This is a genomic window from Alphaproteobacteria bacterium (assembly GCA_018667735.1).
Lineage (GTDB): Bacteria > Pseudomonadota > Alphaproteobacteria > Rickettsiales > JABIRX01 > JABIRX01.
Genome location: JABIRX010000038.1, coordinates 1 through 26446 on the forward strand (window position 1 = coordinate 1; position 26446 = coordinate 26446).

General features: G+C 31.9%; 21 protein-coding genes and 1 rRNA gene. 14 read left to right on the forward strand and 8 right to left on the reverse strand.

Going from position 1 to position 26446, the window contains the following annotated elements; translation table 11 throughout:
• Positions 1-1111 (reverse strand): 23S ribosomal RNA (locus tag HOH73_03790); the annotation flags it as partial.
• A 137-nt stretch (positions 1112-1248) separates the two neighbouring features.
• Here HOH73_03790 and HOH73_03795 point away from each other — a divergent pair.
• From HOH73_03795 to nth, 10 genes are all read left to right on the forward strand, one after another.
• Positions 1249-2604 (forward strand): hypothetical protein, encoded by a 1356-nt coding sequence (locus tag HOH73_03795; GenBank protein MBT5827980.1) that lies wholly within the window; start codon positions 1249-1251, stop codon positions 2602-2604.
• Positions 2605-2697: 93 nt separating this feature from the next.
• On the forward strand, positions 2698-2898 hold the full coding sequence (rpmI, locus tag HOH73_03800) for a 50S ribosomal protein L35 (protein ID MBT5827981.1): 201 nt from the start codon (positions 2698-2700) through the stop codon (positions 2896-2898).
• A gap of 19 nt (positions 2899-2917) precedes the next feature.
• Positions 2918-3271 carry a 50S ribosomal protein L20 gene (gene rplT, locus HOH73_03805; protein MBT5827982.1) on the forward strand — a complete coding sequence of 118 codons (354 nt, stop codon included), beginning with the start codon at positions 2918-2920 and terminating at the stop codon, positions 3269-3271.
• A gap of 191 nt (positions 3272-3462) precedes the next feature.
• On the forward strand, positions 3463-6663 hold the full coding sequence (locus tag HOH73_03810) for a hypothetical protein (protein MBT5827983.1): 3201 nt from the start codon (positions 3463-3465) through the stop codon (positions 6661-6663).
• Positions 6664-6720: 57 nt separating this feature from the next.
• A complete protein-coding gene (gene pheS / locus HOH73_03815) occupies positions 6721-7740 on the forward strand; it encodes a phenylalanine--tRNA ligase subunit alpha (GenBank protein ID MBT5827984.1) in 1020 nt (339 codons plus the stop codon).
• 83 nt (positions 7741-7823) lie between these two features.
• Positions 7824-8411, forward strand: a complete 588-nt coding sequence (plsY, locus tag HOH73_03820; GenBank protein MBT5827985.1) for a glycerol-3-phosphate 1-O-acyltransferase PlsY — start codon at positions 7824-7826, stop codon at positions 8409-8411.
• On the forward strand, positions 8408-9259 hold the full coding sequence (gene metF, locus HOH73_03825; GenBank protein ID MBT5827986.1) for a methylenetetrahydrofolate reductase [NAD(P)H]: 852 nt from the start codon (positions 8408-8410) through the stop codon (positions 9257-9259). The genes plsY and metF overlap by 4 nt, the downstream gene beginning before the upstream one ends.
• Positions 9260-9340: 81 nt before the next feature.
• On the forward strand, positions 9341-11161 hold the full coding sequence (aspS, locus tag HOH73_03830; GenBank protein MBT5827987.1) for an aspartate--tRNA ligase: 1821 nt from the start codon (positions 9341-9343) through the stop codon (positions 11159-11161).
• Between the two features lie 98 nt (positions 11162-11259).
• Entirely contained in the window at positions 11260-11523 is a 264-nt protein-coding gene (locus HOH73_03835) for a hypothetical protein (GenBank protein MBT5827988.1), read from the forward strand.
• A 2-nt stretch (positions 11524-11525) separates the two neighbouring features.
• Complete coding sequence (nth, locus tag HOH73_03840; GenBank protein ID MBT5827989.1) at positions 11526-12155, forward strand: endonuclease III; 630 nt, start codon at positions 11526-11528, stop codon at positions 12153-12155.
• Here the strand turns inward: nth and HOH73_03845 are convergent.
• Together HOH73_03845 and HOH73_03850 are read right to left on the reverse strand one after the other, a co-directional pair.
• Positions 12152-12784 (reverse strand): hypothetical protein, encoded by a 633-nt coding sequence (locus HOH73_03845; protein MBT5827990.1) that lies wholly within the window; start codon positions 12782-12784, stop codon positions 12152-12154. The two genes, nth and HOH73_03845, sit on opposite strands and share 4 nt — an antisense overlap.
• 29 nt (positions 12785-12813) lie before the next feature.
• Positions 12814-13023 (reverse strand): ankyrin repeat domain-containing protein, encoded by a 210-nt coding sequence (locus tag HOH73_03850; GenBank protein MBT5827991.1) that lies wholly within the window; start codon positions 13021-13023, stop codon positions 12814-12816.
• 775 nt (positions 13024-13798) lie between these two features.
• Between HOH73_03850 and HOH73_03855 the strand changes: the two genes are divergently transcribed.
• Positions 13799-14368, forward strand: coding sequence for a dCTP deaminase (locus HOH73_03855; protein MBT5827992.1), 570 nt, complete (start codon positions 13799-13801; stop codon positions 14366-14368).
• Positions 14369-15658: a UDP-N-acetylglucosamine 1-carboxyvinyltransferase gene (gene murA / locus HOH73_03860; protein MBT5827993.1), complete on the forward strand. Its 1290-nt coding sequence runs from the start codon at positions 14369-14371 to the stop codon at positions 15656-15658. It abuts the gene before it with no gap.
• A gap of 23 nt (positions 15659-15681) precedes the next feature.
• Here murA and HOH73_03865 read toward each other — a convergent pair whose 3' ends face one another.
• From HOH73_03865 to HOH73_03885, 5 genes are all read right to left on the reverse strand, one after another.
• Complete coding sequence (locus tag HOH73_03865; GenBank protein MBT5827994.1) at positions 15682-18477, reverse strand: hypothetical protein; 2796 nt, start codon at positions 18475-18477, stop codon at positions 15682-15684.
• A 61-nt stretch (positions 18478-18538) separates the two neighbouring features.
• Positions 18539-19417, reverse strand: a complete 879-nt coding sequence (locus tag HOH73_03870) for a hypothetical protein (protein ID MBT5827995.1) — start codon at positions 19415-19417, stop codon at positions 18539-18541.
• Positions 19417-20124, reverse strand: coding sequence for a Bax inhibitor-1/YccA family protein (locus HOH73_03875; GenBank protein ID MBT5827996.1), 708 nt, complete (start codon positions 20122-20124; stop codon positions 19417-19419). The genes HOH73_03870 and HOH73_03875 overlap by 1 nt, the downstream gene beginning before the upstream one ends.
• Before the next feature lie 73 nt (positions 20125-20197).
• Positions 20198-21667: a leucyl aminopeptidase gene (locus HOH73_03880; protein MBT5827997.1), complete on the reverse strand. Its 1470-nt coding sequence runs from the start codon at positions 21665-21667 to the stop codon at positions 20198-20200.
• Positions 21668-21690: 23 nt separating this feature from the next.
• Complete coding sequence (locus tag HOH73_03885; GenBank protein ID MBT5827998.1) at positions 21691-23070, reverse strand: penicillin-binding protein activator; 1380 nt, start codon at positions 23068-23070, stop codon at positions 21691-21693.
• A gap of 13 nt (positions 23071-23083) precedes the next feature.
• Between HOH73_03885 and rsmI the strand changes: the two genes are divergently transcribed.
• Together rsmI and HOH73_03895 are read left to right on the forward strand one after the other, a co-directional pair.
• Complete coding sequence (rsmI, locus tag HOH73_03890) at positions 23084-23965, forward strand: 16S rRNA (cytidine(1402)-2'-O)-methyltransferase (protein ID MBT5827999.1); 882 nt, start codon at positions 23084-23086, stop codon at positions 23963-23965.
• Between the two features lie 2 nt (positions 23966-23967).
• Positions 23968-26442, forward strand: coding sequence for a PBP1A family penicillin-binding protein (locus HOH73_03895; protein MBT5828000.1), 2475 nt, complete (start codon positions 23968-23970; stop codon positions 26440-26442).
• Positions 26443-26446 lie beyond the last annotated feature (4 nt).

A 26446-nucleotide genomic window follows, 5' to 3' on the forward strand; every position in this document is an offset into this window, starting at 1 on the left:
CGGCGCAGGACGTCTTACTTAGACCAGTGAGCTGTTACGCTTTCTTTAAAGGATGGCTGCTTCTAAGCCAACCTCCTGGTTGTTTTGGACATTCCACTTCCTTTCCCACTTAACCATAACTTTGGGACCTTAGATGGCGGTCTGGGCTCTTTCCCTCTCCACCATGGACCTTAGCACCCATGGTGTGTCTGCCGTATAGTACTTCTCGGTATTCGGAGTTTGGTTAGGTTTGGTAAGCGGTGAAGCCCCCTAGCCCATCCAGTGCTCTACCCCCGAGAGTATTCATACGACGCTCTACCTAAATAGATTTCGCGGAGAACCAGCTATTTCCTAGTTTGATTGGCCTTTCACCCCTAGACACAAGTCATCCCCTAATTTTTCAACATTAGTGGGTTCGGTCCTCCAGTGCATGTTACTGCACCTTCAACCTGCTCATATCTAGATCACTAGGTTTCGGGTCTAATCCGACAAACTATGACGCCCTATTAAGACTCGCTTTCGCTGCGCCTACACCTAACGGCTTAAGCTTGCTAAATAAATTAAGTCGCTGACCCATTATACAAAAGGTACGCAGTCACTCCGAAGAGCTCCTACTGCTTGTAAGCATTCGGTTTCAGGTACTATTTCATCCCCCTTATCGGGGTGCTTTTCACCTTTCCCTCACGGTACTAGTTCACTATCGGTCACATAAGAGTACTTAGGCTTGGAGGGTGGTCCCCCCATGTTCAAACAAGATTTCTCGTGTCCCGTTCTACTCAAGGATAATTTTGCTTTTTACCTATACGGGGCTATCACCCACTATGGCCTGCCTTTCCATGCAGTTCTAGTTATTACAAAATTACCACTGGCCTGGTCTGCGTTCGCTCGTCACTACTAGCAGAGTCTCGGTTGATTTCCTTTCCTCCGGCTACTTAGATATTTCAGTTCACCGGGTTCGCCTCATATACCTATGTATTCAGTATATGATAACCATAAAAATGGTTGGGTTTTCCCATTCAGAAATCCTCGGATCAAAGTTTGTTCGCAACTCCCCGAGGCTTATCGCAACGTACTACGTCTTTCATCGCCTTTATGTGCCAAGGCATCCACCGAATGCCCTTTTTATACTTAAATTCAGCTGATAACTTTTTTTGATGCTATATGCAGAACTAAACTTACATTTAAAGAAAAAATCTTTAAATTAAATTTAACATATATTTATTTGTCTCCACAACATCTAACTCGATTTATTCGCGTTAAATATTATGATTGTTATTTAGTATTTCTATTCACTATTTCAAAGAACAAACTCTAACTAAAAAAGCTAGAGAGCAAAATATATATTCAGATTCACTAAAGTCAACCAGTTATTTTGTTTTTTTTGATTTATTTTTATTTTGCTCTTTTTTTACTTTTAACATACCATTGTTGCTTAAAAACATAGGCTTTGATTTACAAGGTTATTATTCGGCTCTACTAATTATGCGCAAAACCAGACTACTAATAAAAAATATTGCAAGTACAAGATACAATGCTGACTTGCAATCAAAAGCAAAACTCAACAAATTAAGTGATTTAATATTGGGACCAATATTAGATTGTAACAACCCTGAGCTTAAATTTTTCCCAAAAGCTTCTGGTTGCAGTAGAGGAGTAGTAGCAGAATTTAATAATGAAAAATTTTTAATTAAAACATATAATGGCTTAAATAATCATTTAAGCAGATTTAGTGGCGACACATGCATTCTACCTGATCGACAACTTTGCAATGACGATGTGACAGAAATATTTTCCTCTGGCTTTTTTAATGAACGAGAATGTTTTGATGAGTTTTTAGCCATGCGTCACTTAGCTAAGTTTTACTCTTATTTAGATTGTAATATCCACACTGATAGAAACCACCTACTTATAGAGCATAACTTTTCTAAAACGGTTAGAGCATTATATGTAAAATCTCTAAGCCCATGGAAAATTGATCAAGATTCAGCTCTTTATAATACAAGTATTAAAGGTAAGCTAAGAAAAATAGTAAAAAAAACTTTCTGGATAGAAGCCTCACTTGGTGCTTATGATTTTTTACATCAAATCGCTTATACTAATGAAGAAGCATTTCATCGAATTGATACATTTGGAGATAAAGATGAGAAATCATTAAAAACAAAAACTCTTAACATGTTTTTTCCACCAGATGAACTATTACATTTTTCATGCTTACTAAAAAAAAGCACCAGTGACATACCAAAAGCTTTACTATCTGCATATGGCCTTAGATTATTTAAATTTAGTACAAAAGAGATGCTAGCTGAGCTTGACTACTTTATAGAATATGTAGCGCAAAACGAAAAAGTGACAGAAGAAGACCAAGCAACAAAATTAAAACTTATAACATTAGATGATAAACTTGACTATACTATACCTACATTATCTGAGTTAAAAAATCTAAAAAAAGACCTCATCCACTATGCAAAAGAAGAGTTTTTGGATACTTTAATCGCAATAGCAGAAATATATGACATCAATCATGAACAAAAGTTATTACAAAAAAAAATAGCCACACCTTATTTAGAAGAGCTTCACAGAAAGAAAAAAAAATTCGCAAACCAAGAAGCTACTTTAATGCGCTAACCAATGTTATTTATGCTAGTTACACAAATTACACTTGTATTATAATTTTTATAAGCTATTTTATTTTTTCCTTAATTTAATATATTAATAAAAATGGGCTATAAACTAAAAACTAAAAGCGGAGCTAAAAAAAGATTTAAAGTTAAAAAATCTGGCAAAGTAATAGCCGGCCAAGCTGGTAAAAAACATAATATGAGAAAAAGAAGCAAGGAAGCAATTAGAGATTTGAGAGGTACAACAGTTTTATCTGTTGCAGATAGCAAGATTGTAAAACAATTTTTACCATATGCGTAAATTTAATAATAGGTAGATAATGGCACATATAAAAACAGGAGTAACAGCTAAAAAGAAGCATAAAAAAATCCTTAAACTAGCAAAAGGCTATAGAGGAAGAGCGAAAAATTGTTTTAGAGTAGCTGTAGAAAAAGTTGAAAAAGCATTACAATATGCATACAGAGACAGAAAAAAGAAAAAAGCAGACTTCAGGGCTTTATGGATACAGAGAATTAATGCAGCTGTGAGAAGCGAAGGATTAACTTACTCTAAATTTATGAATGGAATTAAGAAGTCAGGCATAAGTCTAAATAGAAAGCAGCTTTCAGAGCTTGCAATTAGTGACCAAGAAGCATTCAAACAAATTATAGAGACCGCTAAAAAAGCAGCGTAAACTGGCATTAACAAATAGAGGAGACATGTTAAAATGTCTTTTTCTATATTATCAGCTCTTAATTATTCATACTTAAAAAAAACATATTTTTGAGCTTAACTCACCTTAATATTGATTTTTTTTAGAAAAACACTTTTTTTCAACCTAAAATTGTGTTATACTAATATCCTAATTAAATTTTGGGTATTAACATGAGAAAATTATCATCAAGAGCAGCACTTTTAATTAAAAATACAAAAGCAACTTCATTTTCAACGCACAAAATAGGCACTACTGCATATAGCGCCCAAGAACTCATTGATAATAGTGCTTTGCAAAATACTAGAGCAACACAGGCACGAGCAATTCATTCTTCCATACCAAAAGCAATCTCAAAAATTAGTATAAGAGAGCTTAAAGGTAAAAAAGAGCTGTTAAAGGCTAAATTGTCCCAGGAAGAAAGCCACTTGCAGGAGGAGAATAAAATAATTATACAAAATATTTTAGCTAAATATAAAAAATCAGCACATTTGTTTGCCGAAAATTTATCTCTTGAGGAAAGAGCTCCATTTTTTACAAAAACTAAACTTATAGAAGATAATATGGCACAAATGATTACTGTAGATTTAGAATGCCCTATTGCTTTGTTAAAGGAAAAACATGGTAAGAAAAAAACTATAGAAATAATAGCAAAAAACCCTGTGATAGTTAGCTTAACTGCGCATCCTACAGAAAATCGTAATCTAGAATTTTTAAAATTAATAGATTCAGCTGAAAAGCTAGCTTTGATAACATCAAATTACAAATCCAGAACAAGTTCAAAACTTAACTCGCTTATTAAATTAAAAAATCTTTATAGAAATCTAGACTTAACATGGCCAGATCAAGAAACTAACCTAGCAAATGCTTTTAATTCAACATGGCAACATATTTTTGCTAAATTGGCAGCAACTGAGGTTACTTTAACAAAAAAAAGAACATCTTCAGATGAAAGAGATTTGTTTTTATTCCATATTGAAAGATCAAATGATCATTTCCTACATTTACAGGAGAAACATCCTGAGTTAATTACCCCAGGGCAATTTACACTAAAAACTTGGATGGGCGATCTAGATGGTAAGCCGCATAACATGCCAAAAGATGGGCTTGCTTTTGTTTTAGCTTTACAACAAAAATTTAAAAGTGACTTAACAAACAAAGTTGCAGCAATATGTGATATGGTAAGTTATTTAGAATTAGACCCAGCATCAAAACTGAAAGCAGAGAATACCCTTGAGAATATACATATTGCAATAGCAGATTTAGATGCAGGCAGATTGTATGAGAATAAGGATGTTGAAACTTTTGGAAACTTTATGAATATAAATCTAAGGCAATTAAATTTATTATTAGCAGGAAAAACAGAACAAATAAATTTAATGCATTTAAGGAAATTAGAGTTATTCCTCCAACAAACAGAACTCAGATACTTACAATCCCCCTTTACTCTAAGACAAGAAACTATGGAAACTAATAAAGTAGCTGCAGAGTTGCTAAATATGGAATATTCACAGTATGAAGAGTTAGAAACAAATAAAAAAATAGCTCAATTAAAGGGTTTATTTGAAGAGCCAGCTAGTAATATAGAAACCTATATAGGCAAATTAACACCACATGCACAAAGAGAGTTATTATGGGCAATTATAGCTTTAAAAGTGGGAGCAGATGAACATATTATTTCGCAATATGAAACTTATGAAACAATTGCAGCTTTACGAGCTATCTATGCTGTAGCTGAAGAATTTTATTCTCAGCCAAACGCAGCTGAAATTTTTGCAAAATTATTATCTGCTGTGCCCTTAGAGTTACAAGAGAATCTCTTTTCTGGAACATTAAAAATGTCAGCGCAAAAGATCAAAATATCACCCTTACCTGAAGAAGTTAAAACCATCACTAACATAGCAGAAGACACAAAAGCAGCAATCAAGCACCCATGGCTATATGGCAATCAGATAACTCAAGTTAGAAGTAATAGTGATGGAGGAGAAAAATTTGGCACAATTACAGCGCCCATCGCTAATGCGCTTACAGCCATAGAAGTTATTCTTTCTAATCAAAAAGCTAAAATTCTAGCTGGTATTGGGAATGATCAAATCACTAGAAGTGGTGGTACAAGCACTAGAGAAGAAGGACCTAAAACATTTACAGTTCAAGGAAGCAATATGCAAGGATATTTATCTTCTATACCAGCTTGTATTACTGGTACTAACCCAAAAGGTGGCGTAACTATTTCAGCCTTAGCAGAGAAATATCCAGAAGAATTAAATCACCTCATGAAAAAAGCTCAAGAAATGCACCAGAAAACTGAGCAAGGCTTTAAAACAGAGTCAGCAGCATATTCTCAATATTTAACCAAAAGAGGAGTTATTGCAGGGGCTGTACAAAAAAAATTAGGCTTTGCAAGTAGTAGACCAGAAGCTAGAAGCTCCCTAAAATCTAGCAGTTCAACTATAGTTTCACTCACACAATATGATGACTCAGTAACAAAAGAAATTAGAAGAATTGGTGCAATGAACATGGAAACTATCTCTGGCATGAATATATTTACTTTTGCACCATTTACTGATGATTTATGGGCAGGGCATAGCAGAAATTTTATGGCAGATTTTACCAAAGTACCTATGAATCAGCAAATATTATTTAATGCCTTATTGGGTCTAGGCTGCACTGATTTAAAAACCTATCTTCATGCAAATACTATACCTAATTTAGATAAAACTATGGTCAAATTAAATGCAAAAAAATATGCTGAGCTAATTAGTTTGTCTGGCGAGGCTTTAACTGTTGAAAAATCACTATTGAGTGATAGACAGATACAAGAATTAGCAATATGCTACAATATTAATATAGCACATAACGCACTCAGAAATATAATGCTACCTATATCTATGCATTTAGATATAGGTAGCAATAAAATGCTAGAATTAATATATGAACAAGTTGAAAATGGCAGCTTATCACACAAAGAGGCCGTAAAACAAGCTACCACTATTGCTTCCTTATCAAGTAATTTATCGGAAAATATTAAAAAAGAATTTAGTGCCTTAGCAAATAGACTGACTGAATTAGAAGGACCATTACAAGAAAAACAAGAAACGACTATTAAAGCATATAATGCTCTTAAATCAGGTAATATGGTAGAGTTTTCACTAGCAACGGATAATTTATATCAAATAATCTCTACCATCAATTTTCCTGAACCAGTGCGAAGAGTAACTAAGCCAGAATTACTAATTGAAGCTAGAGAACAAGATCAAAGAGCAGCCATCTTAGAGCAAGTAGCACACCCATCCACAATCAGAGGGGAAAAAGCTGAATGGAACTGGAGGCAAAGAATCAATAGCTCTGAAACTACTCATACATTGTGCAAATAAATAAAAAAATGTTAAATAATAATAAATACTATATTGTACAACTTATTTGAAATAAATATGACTTTAAAAAACACATTTTCAACTGAGTTAAAATCAATAGATGGTAGCAAAGAACTTGAAGAGTTGAGACTAAAATATATTGGAAAAAAAGGCCTTATCTCTCTAGAGTTAGCTAAGATTGGCAAACTAACCGCAGATGAGCGTAAGGCTAAAGGCCAAGAAATTAATAAAATCAAAACTTATGTTAATGATGAAATAACTAAGAAAAAATCAGAGTTTGCCAAAATTGAGATAAATAACCTAATGAAAAATGAGGTAATTGATCTAACACTGCCAGAACGCAAAACAAATATTGGTTCAATTCACCCAATTAGTTACGTTATTGCGGAAGTAACAAAAATTTTTACCAAGCTTGGTTTTACAGCAGTAGAAGGGCCTGAAATAGAAGATGATTACCATAATTTCACCGCTCTAAACATTGCTGAAAATCACCCAGCTAGACAAATGCATGACACATTTTATTTTGCTGATTTAAAAACCTTGCTTAGAACTCACACCTCATCTGTACAGATTAGGACTATGCAAAAAGGTAAACCACCCTTTGCAATTATTGCACCTGGTAAAACTTATCGCTCAGATTCTGACGCAACTCACACCCCAATGTTTCACCAGATTGAAGCCTTATATATTGCGGAAAAAGCTAGTATGGGACAGTTGAAATTTGTAATACAGCAATTTCTAGACCAGTTTTTTGGTAAAAACATTGAGCTTCGTTTTAGAAGTAGCTTCTTTCCTTTTACCGAACCATCCGCTGAAGTTGATATTGGCTGTAAAATTCTTAAAGATAAAATTGATCTTACACAAACAGGAGATTACTTAGAAATTATGGGCTGCGGCCTTGTTCATCCTAATGTCTTGGAAGCCGCAAATATCGATAGTAATAAATATAGAGGTTTTGCACTTGGAATGGGTGTAGAAAGAATTGCTATGCTTAAATATGGCATGCGTGATTTAAGACAATTTTTTTCAGCTAATAAGAATTGGATTACTAGTTACAATTTTAAACCATGGCAATAATAAAAAATATCTTTAAATGTACATTTGCTCTTGCGTGCTATAAATAAATTTTTACAATAAATATTAATTGAATCATTCAAATTATGTTAACATCCACTTTTGCTTTAATATTATTAGCTTATTTTATTGGCTCTATACCTTTTGGCTTAATAATTACAAAATTTTTAGTAAAAAAAGACATTAGAACAATAGGTTCTGGCAATATTGGTGCAACTAACGTGGTGAGAGCTGGTGGCAAAAAACTTGGTGCGCTTACCTTATTCCTAGATGCTCTAAAAGGCCTTCTCTGCATTGCCTTAGCACATAAATTTAATATTAATAATTTGCTTTTTATAAACCTAATTGCATTATTTGCAGTTTTAGGACATTGTTTTCCTGTTTGGCTTAAATTTAAGGGTGGAAAAGGAGTTGCAACATATTTAGGCATATTACTTATCTTAGATCCAATTTTAACCTTATTCATAATGTTAGGTTGGTATGTAGTATTTTACATTACCTACATAGTTTCTTTTGCATCAGTTCTTGTTGTGATCACTATAATATTATTCCTAATCATGCAGCTTACTGTTACCAACATACCTCTTATTATTGCCTCAATTATTATAATATACAGACATAAGGAGAATATTTCTCGTATGCTGAAAGGAAAAGAATCTAGTTTTAAAAAATGAGCCAAAAACAACCTGAAATCTCATTTGAGTTTTTCCCACCAAAAAATAGATCAATGGCCATAGCTTTATGGAAAGCTATAAATAAATTAGCACCCTTAAAACCTAACTTTGTGTCGGTTACATATGGTGCAGGAGGATCAACTAGAGAGAGAACTCATAATACTATTCGCAACATTATTAAAAAAACAGAGCTAACCCCAGCTTCTCATTTAACCTGTGTTGGTGCTAGCAAAGAGGAAATTAGTAAAATTGCTAAAAATTACTGGAAAATGGGGGTAAAGCATATAGTAGCTCTGCGTGGCGATTTGCCACAGAACTATCAACATAATGATAATGGTTATCAATATGCTAATCAACTAGTTTCGGGGCTCAAAAATATTGCAGATTTTGAAATTTCTGTGGCAGGTTACCCAGAAATGCACCCTGAGGCAAGAAATCTAATAGAAGATATTGATAACTTAAAACGAAAAGTTGATGCTGGCGCAGATCGCATTATCACACAATTCTTTTTCGATAATAATAAATTTTATGAATATCTAAATATTATTGAAAAAAAACAAATTAAAATTCCTGTCATCCCTGGTATTTTACCTATTGTGCATTTCAAACAAATGGTTAAGTTTGCTAAATTATGCGGCACTTCAGTCCCCAAAGAATATTTTTCATTATTTGATGATCGCTTTACTGACGAAACATCTAAACAGTTATTAGCAGCGCATATTGCTATTAAGCAATGTGAAGATTTAATTAAAAACAATGTAAAGGATTTTCATTTTTACACCCTAAATAGAGCTGAGTTAACATATGTCATTTTTCATATTTTAAAAAACATCAGAAGCTCAGCATAATATTGTTATTTTTTTTAAGAAAAGCTTGCTCTTGCTGCAAGATTTGTGTAGTAAGGATATTAATATATCAAAGCTATAAAAATGCATCCATACAGAACCCATAACTGCGCTGAATTAAATAAGAATCACGTCTTGCAACAAGTCAAAATTTCAGGTTGGGTTAATAAAAAACGTGATCATGGAGACTTACTATTCCTAGATATTAGAGATCATTTTGGCTTAATCCAGTGTGTAATTGATGCAAGTAACGCAGCTAAAAAGCAAATTGACAAATTTGCCCGCATTAAACTTGAATCCGTTGTGACTATAACTGGAAAAGTAATAGCTAGAACATCAAATACTATTAACAAAAATTTAGCAACAGGCGAAATTGAAATTGCAATAGAGGAATTAATCATAGAATCTATGTCAGAGCAAATTCCTTTTCAAGTTAATGACGAGAACAGCAACTATCCTGAGGATCTCAGATTAAAATATCGTTTTTTAGATTTGCGTAGAACAGAAATGCAAAAAAACCTTAAATTACGCTCTGAAGTTATTTTTTATTTAAGACAAAAAATGGTTGAAAGGGGATTTATGGAAATACAAACCCCTATTTTAACCGCCTCAAGCCCCGAAGGAGCGAGAGATTTTTTAGTGCCAAGCAGGTTAAATCCAGGCAAATTTTACGCTTTACCCCAAGCGCCTCAGCAATTTAAGCAATTATTAATGACCTCTGGCTTTGATAAATATTTTCAAATAGCGCCATGTTTTAGAGATGAAGATGCTAGAGCTGACCGCTCACCTGGAGAGTTTTACCAATTAGATATGGAGATGTCTTTTGCCACACAAGAGGATGTGTTTGCTATAATTGAGCCGGTTTTAAGGGATTGCTTCGCAAATTTTAGTGATAAAAAACTCATTTTACAAGATGGAAAGTTTCCTCATATTACATATCAAGATGCTATGTTAAAATATGGTACAGACAAACCAGATTTAAGAATTGATATTGAAATTGTTGATCAAACTAAGATTTTTCAGGATAGTGATTTTAAAATTTTTAGCAAAAACATAGAAAATGGAGCAGTAGTAAGAGCAATAAAAGCAACAAATTGTGCAGATAAATCACGCAGGTTTTTTGATGATATGATTAACTTTGCTATAAAAGAAGGTGCTGGTGGTCTTGCTTATATAATTTACAATAAAGATGGAACTGTAAAAAGCCCTATTGCAAAACTATTAGGTGACGAGAGACTAGCTAACATTAAGGAATCCGCAAATTTAAAAGATGGTGATGCAATATTTTTTGCTTGCGACAAAGAAAAAAAAGCAGCCAATATAGCTGGTAAAGTTAGAGTGGAAATAGCTAAGCAATGTGACTTAATTGACTCTGATATATTTAAATTCTGCTGGATTATAGATTTCCCATATTACGAAGAAGACGAGGAAACTGGAAGAATAGACTTTAGTCATAACCCATTTTCGATGCCAAATGGTGGTATGGAAGCTCTGGAAACAAAGCATCCATTAGAAATTACTGCTTTTCAATATGACATAGTGTGTAATGGAATAGAGTTATCTAGTGGCGCAATCAGGAATCATAAACCAGAAATTATGTATAAAGCATTTGAAATTGCCGGCTATAATAAGGAAACCGTTGATAAAGAATTTGGCGGTATGATTAGAGCATTTCAATATGGTGCCCCTCCACATGGTGGTTTAGCACCAGGTATTGACAGAATGGTTATGTTGCTTGCAGAAACTGAAAATATTAGGGAGGTAACTGCTTTCCCTATGAATGGTAATGCACAGGATTTATTAATGGATGCACCTAATTTTGTAGATGAAAAACAGTTAAAAGAACTTAATATTACATTAAGTCATCATGCGCAAAAAATTATAGCAGAAACTTGTAATGAATAAAGAGTCACAAAATACCAAAGATAAAAAAACCAAGAGAAGGCAAGATTTAGCAGCTAATTTAAGAGAAAATCTTAAAAGAAGAAAGCAATTAAAAAAACATGGCCAAAAAGACAAAAAGTAAAAAAAAGCTAAAGAAGCTTATTGCCAGAGCAAGAACTAAAAAAGTGCAAAAAATTATGACCGCGGTGAGGATACATAAAGAAAATACACGAAAAATACAAGAAGCTAACAATGTACCAAATGGTAAAGCCCCTTTTAATCAAGGTTTAGCTAATTTAATGTTAAATAATAAAGTCAAGGCATTACGCGGGAAAATATCTTCAAGTCGCAGGCGCTCCAGAGACAGATGGCTAAGTAAGTAAAAATGCAAAAACAACAGATTAATCAAATCTTCACTATTTTTGCCAAAGAGAATAAAGAACCTAAAACTGAATTAATTGCACCAAATGAATTTACTTTATTAGTTGCTATTGTTCTATCAGCTCAAGCAACGGATGTGGGCGTAAATAAAGCAACTAAAGCTTTATTTAGAGATGCCGCTACGCCTGAAGAAATTAATGCTCTTGGAGAAGAAAAGCTAAAAAGCTACATCAAAACCATTGGCCTTTATAATTCAAAAGCTAAAAATGTTATTTTATTATCTAAGATGCTGCTGGAACAAAATAATATTATTCCCGATAATGTAGAAGATCTGCAGAAATTTCCTGGTGTTGGAAGAAAAACCGCCAATGTATTTTTAAATTGTGCCCGCAAAAAATTAACTATTGGTGTAGATACACATGTGCAAAGAGTAAGTAATAGAATAGGTTTGGTTAAAAGTAAAAATACTTTGCAAACCGAAAAACAATTATTAAAAAAATTACCCAAAGAATGGTTGCTTTATGCACATCACTGGCTAATTTTACATGGCCGCTACATATGCAAAGCTAGAAAGCCTTTATGTATTGAATGTAAAATATACTCTTTATGCAAATTTAAAGAAAAAACTTATTAATGTTTTTCTTGCACTCTTTTTTTATCACTAGCTTGTAAAACTTTATCCACAAAGGATGTGTCCTGTTTATCTCTTTCTGGTTGTAAAGCTGTACTTGTCTTGCTTAATTGCTCTTTTGACATAGTTGCCTCTTCTCTTCCTTGAAGGAGGAATGTTACATATTGTTTAGGCCTAGATCCCTCTACATAATATTCTTTTAACTCTTTTAACTTTGCAATAGGATCTGTAACAAAAGATAGGTTATATCTAAAGAGCTTTCTGTTACCATTCTCTAATGCTGTTTTTAATAACTCTCCACTGTTAATCAATCCTTTATCCTCGCTTGATAATATAGTTTTGTTATTCAATAAAATTTCTTCTACTATATCCAAATGATTATGTGTGACTGCCTCATAGAAAACACTTCGCTGATCACTATTTAAAATATTAATATCTGCACATCTACTCAAAACTATTTTGAAATTTGTTATATCACCCAATCTTACTACTAAATGTAAGCTTAGCTGATTTATAAATTCTTTTTTACCACTTGCCTTAATGTGCGCATCTAATCTAAGTTTATTTAAAGTTTCAAAGGGATCTTTTAATTTGCTTAGAGCATATTCTGCAACTAACATATTATCTTGCATAATTGCTGGATGTAGTAAATCCCCATTATCTAATATTTTTTTATCACCACTAGAAAGTTGAGATTCTGTAAAATTAATTTTCTTAACATTTCTTCAATTATCATAACATGACCGCCTCTTGCAGCAAGAAGGAATGGGGTTTGACCAAAAATATTAGCCGTATTTATAAAAGCTGTTCTTTGCAAATGTGCTTTAAAATTAGCTAGATCTCCTCTTTTTGCCGCTCTATGTATAGTCATATCTCTAATTTAAATATCATCTAACTTTAATTATAACATAAATTATGTGATTTATATAGAAAATATAACTGCGCTTAAACTTGCTCTATCCATAGGGTTATTTTTATAAATAAATTATGCTTTATAGTAGAAATATTTTACTAGCATAAATTTGAAAGTTTATATAAGTCTCGCTTAAAAAGCATATCTACAAAAAGAGAGTAAATTATCTTATATAAATAAGTTAAATAATTGTTAGCAATGATAAAATTTACTTATGCTAACTTAAAATCTCTGACCAACTTACCTTGCTAATAAATCAAAACAAATGAGCTATATTGATATTAGCAGTAAATATTTAAGTTTTTACAATGCGATTTTCTAGTATTATTGCAATATTTACTCTATTCAATATTAACTAATATTACCTAACTTTATTATAATAAATAAAACTCTTTATTCATGAGCTTCTATATTGGCACTGCTTCTATGTTATTTTATTTCTGCATATGTATATATTGCTAATTTTTAGTGCAGTTAAACCTTATTATATATTATCTCAATTAAAAGTTTAGATAGAGTTAGAATTGACTCACTATTATTAGCGCTATTAGTGATAGTATATTTTAGTCATACGAAGATCGTGGTTTATATTATAAGCAAAAAAAGGAGGTAGAATGAAAGAAGTTACACTTTTAATATAAAAAGATATTAAAATAATTAACCATCATTTTATCATTATTATAGTATTTTGTATTTCATTATATATTATTAAAAAAAATTAAAATTATATAAAATGGCAATATTATCTGATATAGAGATTAGGCAAAGAGCTAAAAAAGACAAAATGATTGACCCTTTTATAGATAGCCTACAAAAAATTAATCAAAAAAATGAGGGGTTAATTTCTTATGGAGTTTCATCTTATGGCTATGACGCGAGAGTAGCTGATGAATTTAAAATTTTCACTAATGTAGACTCGGCTATAGTAGATCCTAAAAACTTTTCTAATGAAGGGTTTGTAACTAGAAAAACTGATGTTTGTATTATACCACCAAATAGCTTTGTTTTAGCGAGAACTGTTGAATATTTTAGAATTCCACGCGATGTGCTAGTTATATGTGTTGGAAAATCCACCTATGCAAGATGCGGAATTATTGTGAATGTTACACCATTAGAGCCAGAATGGGAAGGTCATGTTACCCTAGAATTTTCAAATACTACTCCGCTTCCTGCTAAAATATATGCTGGAGAAGGAGCTTGCCAATTTTTATTTTTAAAAGCAGATAAATTATGTGAAACTTCATATAGTGATCGCTCTGGAAAATATATGAAGCAAGTTGGCGTAACTTTACCTAAAATCTAAATGAAAAGTAAAATAATAATTGAGGGTGGCAATAAATTAAGTGGGCAAATAAAAATTAGTGGCTCAAAAAACGCTGCATTGCCAATTATGGCAGCTACTATTCTAGCTGATGAAGATATTATTTTAGAAAATTTACCTCATTTAGCCGACATTTCAACCATGTCACATTTATTAATTAGTTTAGGGGTTAAAATTGGTTTTAAAGGCCATGGTAATGCTGAAGATGCAAAGGGAAAAACTGCTATTTTAAACGCAGCAAATATTACTAATTTTACGGCAGAATTTGCTATAGTTTCAAAAATGCGTGCTTCCATTTTAGTATTGGGCCCTTTACTTGCAAAATACCATAAAGCAAAAGTATCTTTACCAGGTGGCTGTGCTATTGGTGCAAGACCTGTAAATCTACATCTAGAGGCTTTGGAAAAACTAGGTGCTAAAATTACAGTATCTGCAGGTTATATAGAAGCTGAAGCAAAGAATGGTTTAGTTGGAGCAGAAATTAATTTTCCCGTTATCTCAGTAGGTGCTACTGAAAATACTTTAATGGCAGCAAGCTTAGCTAAAGGAACCACTATCATTAATAATGCAGCCATAGAGCCTGAAATTATTGATCTTATAGATTTACTAAAAAAAATGGGGGCTGATATTAAGGTTAATAAACGACAAATAACTGTAATTGGTAAAAATAAGCTAACATCTACAACTCATAAAATCTCTGCTGATCGTATCGAAGCAGCCTCTTTTGCGGCTGCCACAGTTGCAACTAAAGGGGATGTATTTTTCCCTATGCAAAACAAAGATTTATTTACACCAATACAAAAAGAATTAGAGGCATGTGGTGGTAAAATTACTGAGCTAAATGGAGGTATAAGAATAGCTTATAATGAAGATAATTTAAGCAAAAAAGATTTAATTATTAACACTAGGGAATTTCCAGGTTTCCCAACTGATATGCAAGCGCAATTTGCACCTCTTTTAACTACAACAAACTTTAACAGTAAAATTGCTGAAAATATTTTTGAAAATCGTTTTATGTATGTAGGCGAATTAAATAGAATGGATGCTAAAATAAATATTACTAATAATATTATACAAATTATTCCTACTCAGCTCACTGGTGCAGAAGTAAAAGCAACTGATTTAAGGGCTTCAATGTCTTTAATCATTGCTGGTTTGATAGCTAAAGGTAAAACAACCATTTACAACACTGATTATTTGGATCGTGGTTATGAGTTTGTAGAAGAAAAATTAGCTCGCGCTGGAGCTAATATTTACCGAGAACATTTTTAAATAACCTGACCTGATATTTAACTTTAAAATAATTTGTTAAAAGTTAAAGCGATTAAATTATTGTTATTACCTTTTACATGTCCATAATCTTTAGCATGTACTAAATTAAATTTAAGCCTGCTATTTTCAGCTAAATCATAATTTAAAAATAATTCATAATTTCTTTCTTTACCATTAGTTGCAAAAGATATTACTTCTGAATCATAATAAATATTACCAGATATATCTCTGGAAGTTGGTACAGTTAAAGTAGCTTGACCCGAAGATACTCTTAGAGGCTCTACATAACTAAAACCTAATTTTCCTTTATTTAGATTTTTACTTAAAGAGAATTGTAACTCTCTAGTTTCTAAATCAGAAAAATTACTAAGCATACTATTTTTGCTATCTACTTTACTATTACCAATAGACATAGATGCATATAATTCGTAATCTGCTATGTTACGCAAAGCTTGGAAATTAATATATTTAGTTTCTGTATGCGTATTATCACCAAAAGCACCACTAGTATTTGCACCTAAGATAGAATTACTCTCTTTTAAATAACCAAATGATAAAGCCAAAATATTATCAAATTTATTTAAAGTAAAATTTGTAATATTAGATGTAGTATCATCTGAACTTAAGACTACATTATCAAAAGTTAAATCCTTAGTTAATTGTAAGCTAGTGGATAATATATCACTATCATGCTCATTAAATGAGGTATATCCTTTTGTTTTAGATATATTGCTATTTTCTGTTGTAATTTTAGCATTATACACTTTAGATAATGACAAAGAAACATCTAGAACATCATTAAACTTATTGTTAAAAGTGAAATTATCTATAGAAACATTATTTTCCTTAGCATAATTATCTGTAACTAAATGTTGTTTGTGAACTTCGTTTTTCTCAGTTGTAGTTACATTATAAGATAAATTCTGCAAACTAACATTTTCACTCTTTACACTATATTCTGATTTTGAAATTAAAGAATCTACAGATAAACTAAAATCTATATCATTACTCACTTTGCTGACTAAATCTGCATTGTAAGTAAAATTATAATCATCAAAAAATACTGCTTTATCAAGAAGTGCCAAAGCATTAGAGCTAAAACCATCTCCAAAAACTCCAGATAATGATATCGTACTGTCAGCTAAATCATATGCAACTCCATTAATACTCGTTGTAGGGCTATCATTATTTGCATTCTTAACCAACTCATAAAAATTAACCATACCAGCACCACAATTGCCTGATTCTTTATTACATCCTGTAATATCTGCTGGTTTTACTGTTGTAGCAAATATTTTATTAACAATATCCTGATCTGTTAGAGTGGCGCCATAAGCAGATTTGATTTTAGCTATAATTGCTGCAACATAAGCAGAACCAGAATATTGATCAACTGACATAGCCTCATAATTTCCAGAACTATCATAAGCAAATGAAGTATTTGGAGCAATTAGACATTTATGATCAGCAAATCCGGTGCAATCATAATCATTTTTAAATGTAGATGATTCATCAAGCGTTATCACTGTAACCGTCTTCTGCCCGTAATCATCTTCTTCATTACTTAAATTATAACCACTTACATTAACATCAGCTACGGCAAAAAAAGTTGAGTACTCTCTACCACCAGATGCTGTATCAGCCATAATAATCTGAGACATCAACTCATTACCAACTGGTGTAACAAAGATTTTATTTTCATCATTTAAAATGCTTTTTACATTGTTAAAGTGAGTGTTACTATCATCATAAGTCCTAGCCCAGCTGCTCCTAGTGCCTGGAGTTAAATTATCACCTATTTTAGTGTAATATTTATGTTCAGTACCTCCCTCAAATTCATTATTGTTGAACAATATCACATCTGATTTTTCTGATGCATATAAAACTGCATTATATAAAACTTCACCTGTATTATCTTCCATAATGAAAGTACCTGAATCAATAGTGTCTTCTGTTATTGTGCTATTATCTTGGTCATATTCGGCACTGTAAATATCTTTCCTATAAGTAAATTGTGTTTTTACAGAAACTAATTCTGCACCACTTGCTGCACCCATCATATCACCAGCTTCATTTTTTACCATAATACTAGCCAAATTAGTACCATTAACCACATCATTATAGCCGAAAGTTAAGATATCTTTGTCTATTACTTGATCTATTCCTCCATCATCATAAGACTTCATATAATTATATGAGCTATAAAGCTCACCCTCACATGCAGATATATTTGTAGCGTCACAAATATCATTTGATAGCTTATAATCATTATAGGAAATTGTAATTAACTCTCCCTCAGCATTATATGTATCATTATGCCAATGACTTTTAGCGTTAGCCCCAGACGTAGGCGTTATAATCTCACTATAAATGTCTGAAGAAGTATTTAAGTAACCATAATTAATACTATCTGCGCTAAGATTTAATTTACTATTTACTTGATTAACACCACTTCCAACCAAAGCAATCTTAATCCCAGAACCATTATGTGTTTTACCAAATTCACTCAAATATGTATTACCTTCTGCTATTTGCATATAACCCATAGCCGACTTCCATTCTGAAGTGCTATTCTCAAGACTAGATAATGCAACTACTGAAGTTCCACTTACACAACTGCTATTGCTTGTACTGGTAGAAAAACCAAAATACTCACATGTATAATTTACAGAAAATTCCGACACAGCCACATCACTATTATCACTACTATCGGTATTATCATTTTGTGTCACTGCTTCTCCTGATCTACCAGAAGGACCGCAAGATAATAATAATATTTGTGATAATGAAAATAAAAACAAAAATGACAATCTACTCATAGCATTAAACCCTAAATTTTATTTATTATAACATAAATAAGTAGGTTGTGCAAATAGTAAGTTAAATTAATTTAGATAATTCTTCAACATATAAGCTAAAGCCAAGCGCAGACATATTATGCTCTATGTTGTAGGCGCCACCTCTGGCTATAATATTTTTGAATTTGTTTGAATATATTTCAAATGAAAAATCTGTATGGTAATCGCTATTATTAGACTTAAATAAATCTACAACTATGTTATTGCTCCTAACAAGCTTATGTAGAGCTGAGATAATAGTGTTAAACTCTGACAAGCAATTCTTAATTTCTTGACTTTCGGAGTTGATCTTCACTTCTTTTATGCTTTTTGCTAAAAAATACTCCTTTATATCACTAAAATTAATATGCTCAAATTTACCTAAGTCACCATTTTCTAGAGATTTAGCTAGCTCTAAACTTTGTTCTATTGATATATTCTTTGCCGCACAATATTTAGAAAGCAACATGGGTAGAGATATTGAGATAGTAAAATTATCTATATTTAAGCTTTCTAATGCACTAAACAACAATTTTAGTACCTCCAAATCTTGCCCTTTAGCGCGGATGTTTTCTACTCCTATTTGTGTATATTTTCTACTAAAATCTCCGGATAGAGATTTTCTAAAGTAAATATCTCCTTTATAACAAAATTTTTCAACTGCTATTTTTTTTTGCTTAAATAAACGATTAACCTGCTTAGTTATATCACTCCTAATTTTAAGCGTATTATTATCTACAGGATCTACTACTTTAAAATAATTATCATTAGGTTCTGGCTGATCAAAATCAAATAATGAGGGTAAATATAGGCGGTAACCGCTGCCTCTAAAAAAATTAAGCAAGCTACTTTCTATATCATAATGCTTTTCGGCGCTATCACCATATAAGTCAACAAAACCTGACGGAAGAAGGCTAGTCATTACCTTCTATCGCCAATAAATTGTAAAAGATGTATAAAGATATTAAGAAAATTCATATATAAACTTAATGCGCCAGACAAACCAGCTTTTCTACCTGCTTCGCTATTACCAAGTTGCTGATAAGTAGATTTAAGAGATTGCGTTTGATAAGCGGTAAGACCTGTAAAAATAATAATGGCTACAAATGAAATCAAAAAATGTATAGCACTACTTTTCATAAAAATATTAACTAGCGACATTATTACCACTCCTATTAAACCCATAAATAAAAATGAACCCATAGAAGTTAAATCTTTTTTGGTAGTATAACCATATAAACTCATAGCGCCAAACATAGATGCTGTGATAAATAAAGTTCTTACTATTGATGCTCCCGTGTAAGCAATAAAAATATATGACAGCATTGCGCCCATTAATGTAGCATAAAGCCAAAAGATATTTCTTAAGCTATTATAGCTAGCACTATTCATTTTTGCACTAAACATAATTATAAGCACAAAGGGTGCAAACATAATAACAAACCTTAGTGGCGTTCCATGTATTAGATTTAACAAAGCTGGTGATGTGCTAATAAAAAAGCCAACAAAAGCCGTAATTAATATGCCAATAAACATATTGTTATAAACATTAATCATAAAATCTCTTAAACCTTGATCGTAAGAGAGTGATTGCGCTTTTGAAACTGTTTGAAATCTAGATAAATCCATATTTAACCTTTTGTAATTTATTTTAATAATATAATAACTTGTTTATCTTTTGCAAGACTCTAAAAATATAATTCTATTGCTCATAATGTTCTTTGACGAACTGATTTAACAATCTAACACCAAATCCATGTGCACCCTTTGGCGCTAAATCAGATGCTCTGTCCTTAGATGAGGTTCCAGCTATATCAAGATGAGCCCATGGAGTTTTACCAACAAATCTTTGTAAAAATTGTGCGGCTGTAATACTCCCAGCTCCTCTACCATTACCAATGTTTTGCATATCAGCATTTGGAGAATCAATCATTTTATCATAATCTTCACAAAGTGGGAAACGCCATAATAATTCATCTGTTTTTTCTCCTGCTGAAATTAATTTTTTTGATAATTCATCATTATTTGAAAATATACCAGAATATATATCAGCAAGACTTACCACTATTGCACCAGTTAGAGTCGCTAAATTCACCATTAATTTAGGTTTATAATTTACATTAGTATAATGTAAAGCATCCGCTAGAACCATTCTACCTTCTGCATCTGTATTTAAACATTCTATTGTTTGTCCTGACATGGAAACCACAATATCACCAGGTCTTTGTGCATTTCCAGATGGCATATTTTCTACTACTCCTATTACGCCAACAACATTAACTTTTGCATTTCGCATGGCTAAAACTTTCATCAAACCAACAACAGCTGCAGAACCACCCATATCGGCTTTCATCGCATCCATATTTCCAGCTGGTTTTAAAGATATCCCTCCGGTGTCAAAAACCACACCCTTACCAACAAATGCAAGAGGCTCTTTTGTCTTATCTTCATTACCAAGCCACTCCATAATAATAAGCTTAGATTCAGCATGACTACCTTGACCAACAGCAAGCAAACTATTCATACCTAGCTTTTTCATTTCTTTTTCTCCAAGAATACTAACTTTAACACCTAAATTTTCTAATGTTTCGCATCTTTTTGCATATTCTTCTGTAGTTAATATGTTAGCTGGCTCTGAAATTAAATCTCTCGCATAAAAGACACCATCTGCAATTATTCTTATTTCCTCAAATAATTTTGCAGCCACATCTGATTGCTCTAATCTAAAATCAAGATTTACTAAATGGTTAGAATTCTTTCTTTTATTTTCACTAAGATATTTATCAAAATTGTAGCTTCTAAGCAAAATACCATTTGCTATTTGTGCGGCTATGTTTCCTGTGCTTAAAGTAGTATTTTCAATTTCATCAATAATTATTGAGGTTTTTGCTAGCTTCATTTGATTTAAATATACTTGAATCTTACCACCAAGACTCCTCATTTTTCCTTCTGTAATGTCACTAGCTTTGCCTAAACCTACCAGAATTACTAAATCTAAATCATGCTCATCAGGCTCTGATGCAGGTATTATTTGTCCAAAAGAAGCCTCAAATTTAACTGGCGCTTTTGCAATGAATTTTGTTAGATTTTCTGAGTTTTTACTTTCTTCTGTAACTAAAATTAACGCCACCCCCTTGCTTGGTAAACTTAACTTTGAAAATTTTACTTCCATTATAACCTCTTTGTAAAATGTAATTAATTAATTGTTATTGGCTCTTTAAATTGAAATTGTGCCGGATCAACTGTATTTTTAATACCATCTCTAATTTCATAAATTTCAAATAACCTTTCAACTATGCCATTATTATTAAATCTAAAAACTCCACTAACTCCTGAAAAACCTATTTTACTTTCCAGATATGAAACATTATAAACTTCATTATATGAAGCAAGAGCTGAAATTACCGAAACCATGTCATATGCAAAAACAGAAATATCTTCTGGCACGTAATTATATGTTGTCATAAAATGATGCTCGTAGTTAATGATGTTCTCATGTGGCAAATCTGTAAACCATGCATCTTCAAATAGCTTATTGCTATATATGTCTTTGTTACCCATTAAAGAAGTACCTAATAATTTAAACTCTCCAATAAAATCATCTGCTGAGACCATATTCGAAATAGTTTCTAAGTTTCTAGCTGAATCGGCTAACAACAAAGCTCTTTTATAATCATGTATATCGCGATATATATGCTCATCTTCTAATCTTTCCACTTTTAGATTTTCAGGTTCTAAAAGCTCTAAATCATCATAGATCACTTCATCTTTGTTAGTATCTGCTACCAATTGTAAATTTCGATTTATTTCTGAAATTGTTAATTCCTTAAAAACTTCTAGACCTTTCTCATTTACTGGGCTTTCCTGCATGGATTTCAAAACTTTTCTCACACTTCTTTTTAAGCTATTGTCAGAGTTGTAAAATTCTGATTTTAAGATCATAGCCTTGTCTTTAGCTGATATTCTTAATTGTTTAACCGCATCTGAACCATAATGATTGGCTGGAGCTATGGCTGAAAAATATTCGTAACCATTATCTGTAGCGTAATCTACTAATCTTGATATTTGTTGTTTTACATCTACACCTAACACATAAATGCCATCACCTGCCACATCTGTATTATTAGAAAAAGTAAAAACTTTAATATTATTAGCTTTAACAAGTGGTTTTATTGATTTTACATTTTTACTAAAAATAGGCCCTATAATAATTTTGACCTTATTTTCTATTATCTCATCCATCAAAGATATTGATTTAAATTCACTCGCTTCAGTATCGTATGGGTAAATCACTATTCTGGGATCTCCATGATCAAAAAGCGCTAGCTGAGCAGCCTTGTATAAGTCTTGACCTAATTTCTCATGCTTTCCTGTTAAAGGTAACATTAGAGCTATCTTTATTTCACTTTCACTATCAAAAGGCAAATCGGCAAAAAAACTAATAATTTCTTGCTTATGAATTCTAGGGGGTAATATCACTAACTCTTCCTTCTGTTGTGGTTCAATTACACAACTAGTTGTAAAAAGAATAATTGTTAGTATGGTTAAGCTGATTTTATATATAATCTTTTTCATAAATTAATTATTTATGCTAAGCTTTAAATTTATACAAGACAAAAATTTAGAAAGCAAACCACTTTCTCCAGCATTGCATATTATTTCAACTCCAATTGGAAATATGGATGATATTAGCTTGAGAGCTTTAAATGCTATAATAAGCGTAGATTTCCTCTATACAGAAGACCCTAGAGTAAGTTTAAAGCTACTTAATCACTTTAATATAAAAAGATCTTTGCGAACTTACAATGATCAAGCCAATGACAAAGTACGCACAGAAATCATAAATTTAATCAAGTCTGGTAAATCAATAGGGTTAATTAGTGATGCAGGTACACCTCTTATTTCTGATCCTGGTTACAAATTAACCAAGGATATAGAGTTTAACAATTTGGATATTTTTGCGCTACCTGGAGCTTGTTCTCCTATTGCAGCTTTAACATGCTCTTCTATGCCAACCGATAATTTTTCTTTTTTAGGCTTTGCGCCAAGAAAAACAGCTCAGTTGGAAAGCTTATTTGAAAAAGTTAAGCACATTCAAACTCCTTTAATTTTTTTCGAAAGTGCTAACCGCATTAATAATTTTTTAGAAGTCGCCGCACATAAAATGCCCAATCAAGAGATTTTTATTGCAAGGGAATTATCAAAAAAATTTGAAGAGAAAATTTCTACTACAACAGATAAAGCCCGCGAAATAATTGCAGACAGAACACTTAAAGGAGAGTTGGTAATTATAATTAACAACCAACTACAAAAAAAAACAATAGCATTTGCAAATGATTTAAATAAAGTCATTGAGATTGGCAACAAATACTTATCAGCAAAAGATTTAAGTAAATTTTTAAGCGAAATTACTAATTTAAAGAAAAATGAAATATATAATAATATTTTGGAAAAAGAAAAAGCTGTTTAATAATGACTAAATTAAAACTTCTAATAAAAATCATTACTATCTTAACTTTTCTTGGCATTACTTCTATTGCAGCAACTATAATTTATTTTAGCAGCACTATTCCAAATTATAAAAATTTAGCGAATTACAACCCGCCAGTAACAAGTAGATTATACGCTAATGATGGAACTTTAGCTGATGAATTTGCTTTGCAAAAAAGATCATATGTGCCTATTAAATTTATACCTTTAACTATTCAAAATGCCTTTTTAGCTGCAGAAGATAGTAATTTCTATAACCATGCAGGTATTGATTTATATGCTATTACTAGAGCTATGTGGCAAAATGTTTTTAGATATAAAGAAGGAAAAAACTTTATTGGCGCCTCCACTATTACACAACAAGTGGTAAAAAATATTCTTTTAACCAAGGAGCGAACTATTACACGAAAAATTAAGGAGGCTATTTTAGCTGTTAAAATTAGTCGCATCATGTCCAAAGAAAGAGTTCTAGAGTTGTATCTCAATGAAATTTACTTAGGCAAGCGCTCATATGGTGTAGCAACAGCAAGTTTAAATTATTTTAATAAATCTTTAGAAAATTTATCTTTGGCAGAATCTGCTTTTCTTGCCGCTCTACCCAAAGCCCCCTCTTCCCTTGATCCCGAGAAAAACTATCAAAAAGCCTTAGAACGCAGAAATTGGGTTATAAATCGTATGTTTCAAGATGATTTAATTACAGGCAGTGAAAAAGATTTAGCTTTAGCAACGCCAATCATTACCAATAAATACGAGCAAAAAACCTTACTATCATCTGGATCTTTTAGTAGCTATGTGAGAAATGAGCTTACCGAGAAATTTGGTGAAGATAATATTTTAGAAGAAGGCTTAGTTATTCAAAGCACTCTAAACCCAAAAATTCAAAATATTGCTCTTAAATCTCTAAGAAAAGGTCTAGTTGCATATGATCGCAAGAATGGCTATAGAGGAGCCCTGCAAAATATAGATATAACTACAGAACATGAATTTGCTAGTGTTGAATATTTTTCGTTTTTAACCCAAAAATTAAAAGAAATTAATTTCCCTAAAACAAATAATATAGAAAAATGGGAGTTAGCAATTATTTATGCGGTTAACGAAAATAATTTAGATATATTTCTTAAAAACAATAATAATCAACCAGCAATTATTGCATTTAGAGATTTAAAATGGGCCACAACTTTAACCAAAAAAATTGACGAGGAAACAGGCGAGGAAATATCTTTTTTAAAAGAGTTGGAAAGGTTGAGTGAGACATTCAATGTGGGCGATATTATTTTAGTTAGAAAAAAAACTAAACAAACTAAAGCTAATATTTTGCATTATGATTTAATGCAAATGCCAGAAGTAAATGGTGCTGTAATTGCAATTAATCCCCATAATGGTGCAATAAATGCTATGGTTGGTGGTTATAATGATTTTAAAACAGATTATAACCGAGCAGTTCAAGCTAAGAGACAACCAGGCTCTATCATAAAACCATTTACATATCTTGCTGCATTAGAAAATAATATCTCACCAAATGCTCTGATTATAGATGACGAAGTTAGGATGCAAAAAGAAGATGGTACATATTGGGTTCCTATGAATTATTCAAATAAATTTTATGGACCCACCCCTATGCGCTTAGGCTTAGAGAAATCTAGAAATGTAGTAACTATAAGATTAGCAGAGCTAGTTGGCTTAAATAAAATAGCAGACATTATAACAAGATATGGCATCTCCGATAACCCAGTTGTAAATTATGCTCTGATTTTAGGCTCTGATGAGACTAATTTACTTAGAATTACTAATGCATATGCAATGATCGCAAATGGCGGTAAAAAAGTTATACCAACAGCTATAGAAAAAGTACAAGATAAGACTGGTCACACCATTTTCAAAAGAGATAAAAGAGAATGCAAAAATTGCAATGTAAATATTGACCTTGATGACACTATAATTCCGATTCCAGAAATAAATGACAATCGTGAGCTAATTACAGATGAAAGAACCGCTTATCAAGCTATATCACTATTAGAGGGGGCAGTTAAGCGCGGCACAGGCTGGCGAGCCAGAAGATTGCCTAAACCTATAGCTGGCAAGACTGGCACGACAAATGATAGCTTTGACACATGGTTTGTTGGCTTTTCTCCAGACTTAGTCGTAGGCGTATGGGTTGGTTTTGACATACCAAAAACAATGGGTAAAAAGGCTACTGGTTCATCCACTGCTCTACCTATTTTTGTAAATATTATGAAAGAAGTTCTAAAGGAAGAAACTTCTAGGCCTTTCAAAATACCAGATGGCATTAAGTTTCTAAAAATAGATCGTAATACTGGCCAAAAAACTACACCTACTACCTTAAAAAAAGATATTATCTTTGAAGCATTTAAAGAAGAAAATTACAAAAAGACCTTTCAAAATACACTTGATCTAAATAACGAAACAGAATTCGATAACTATAACACAATATATTAATATT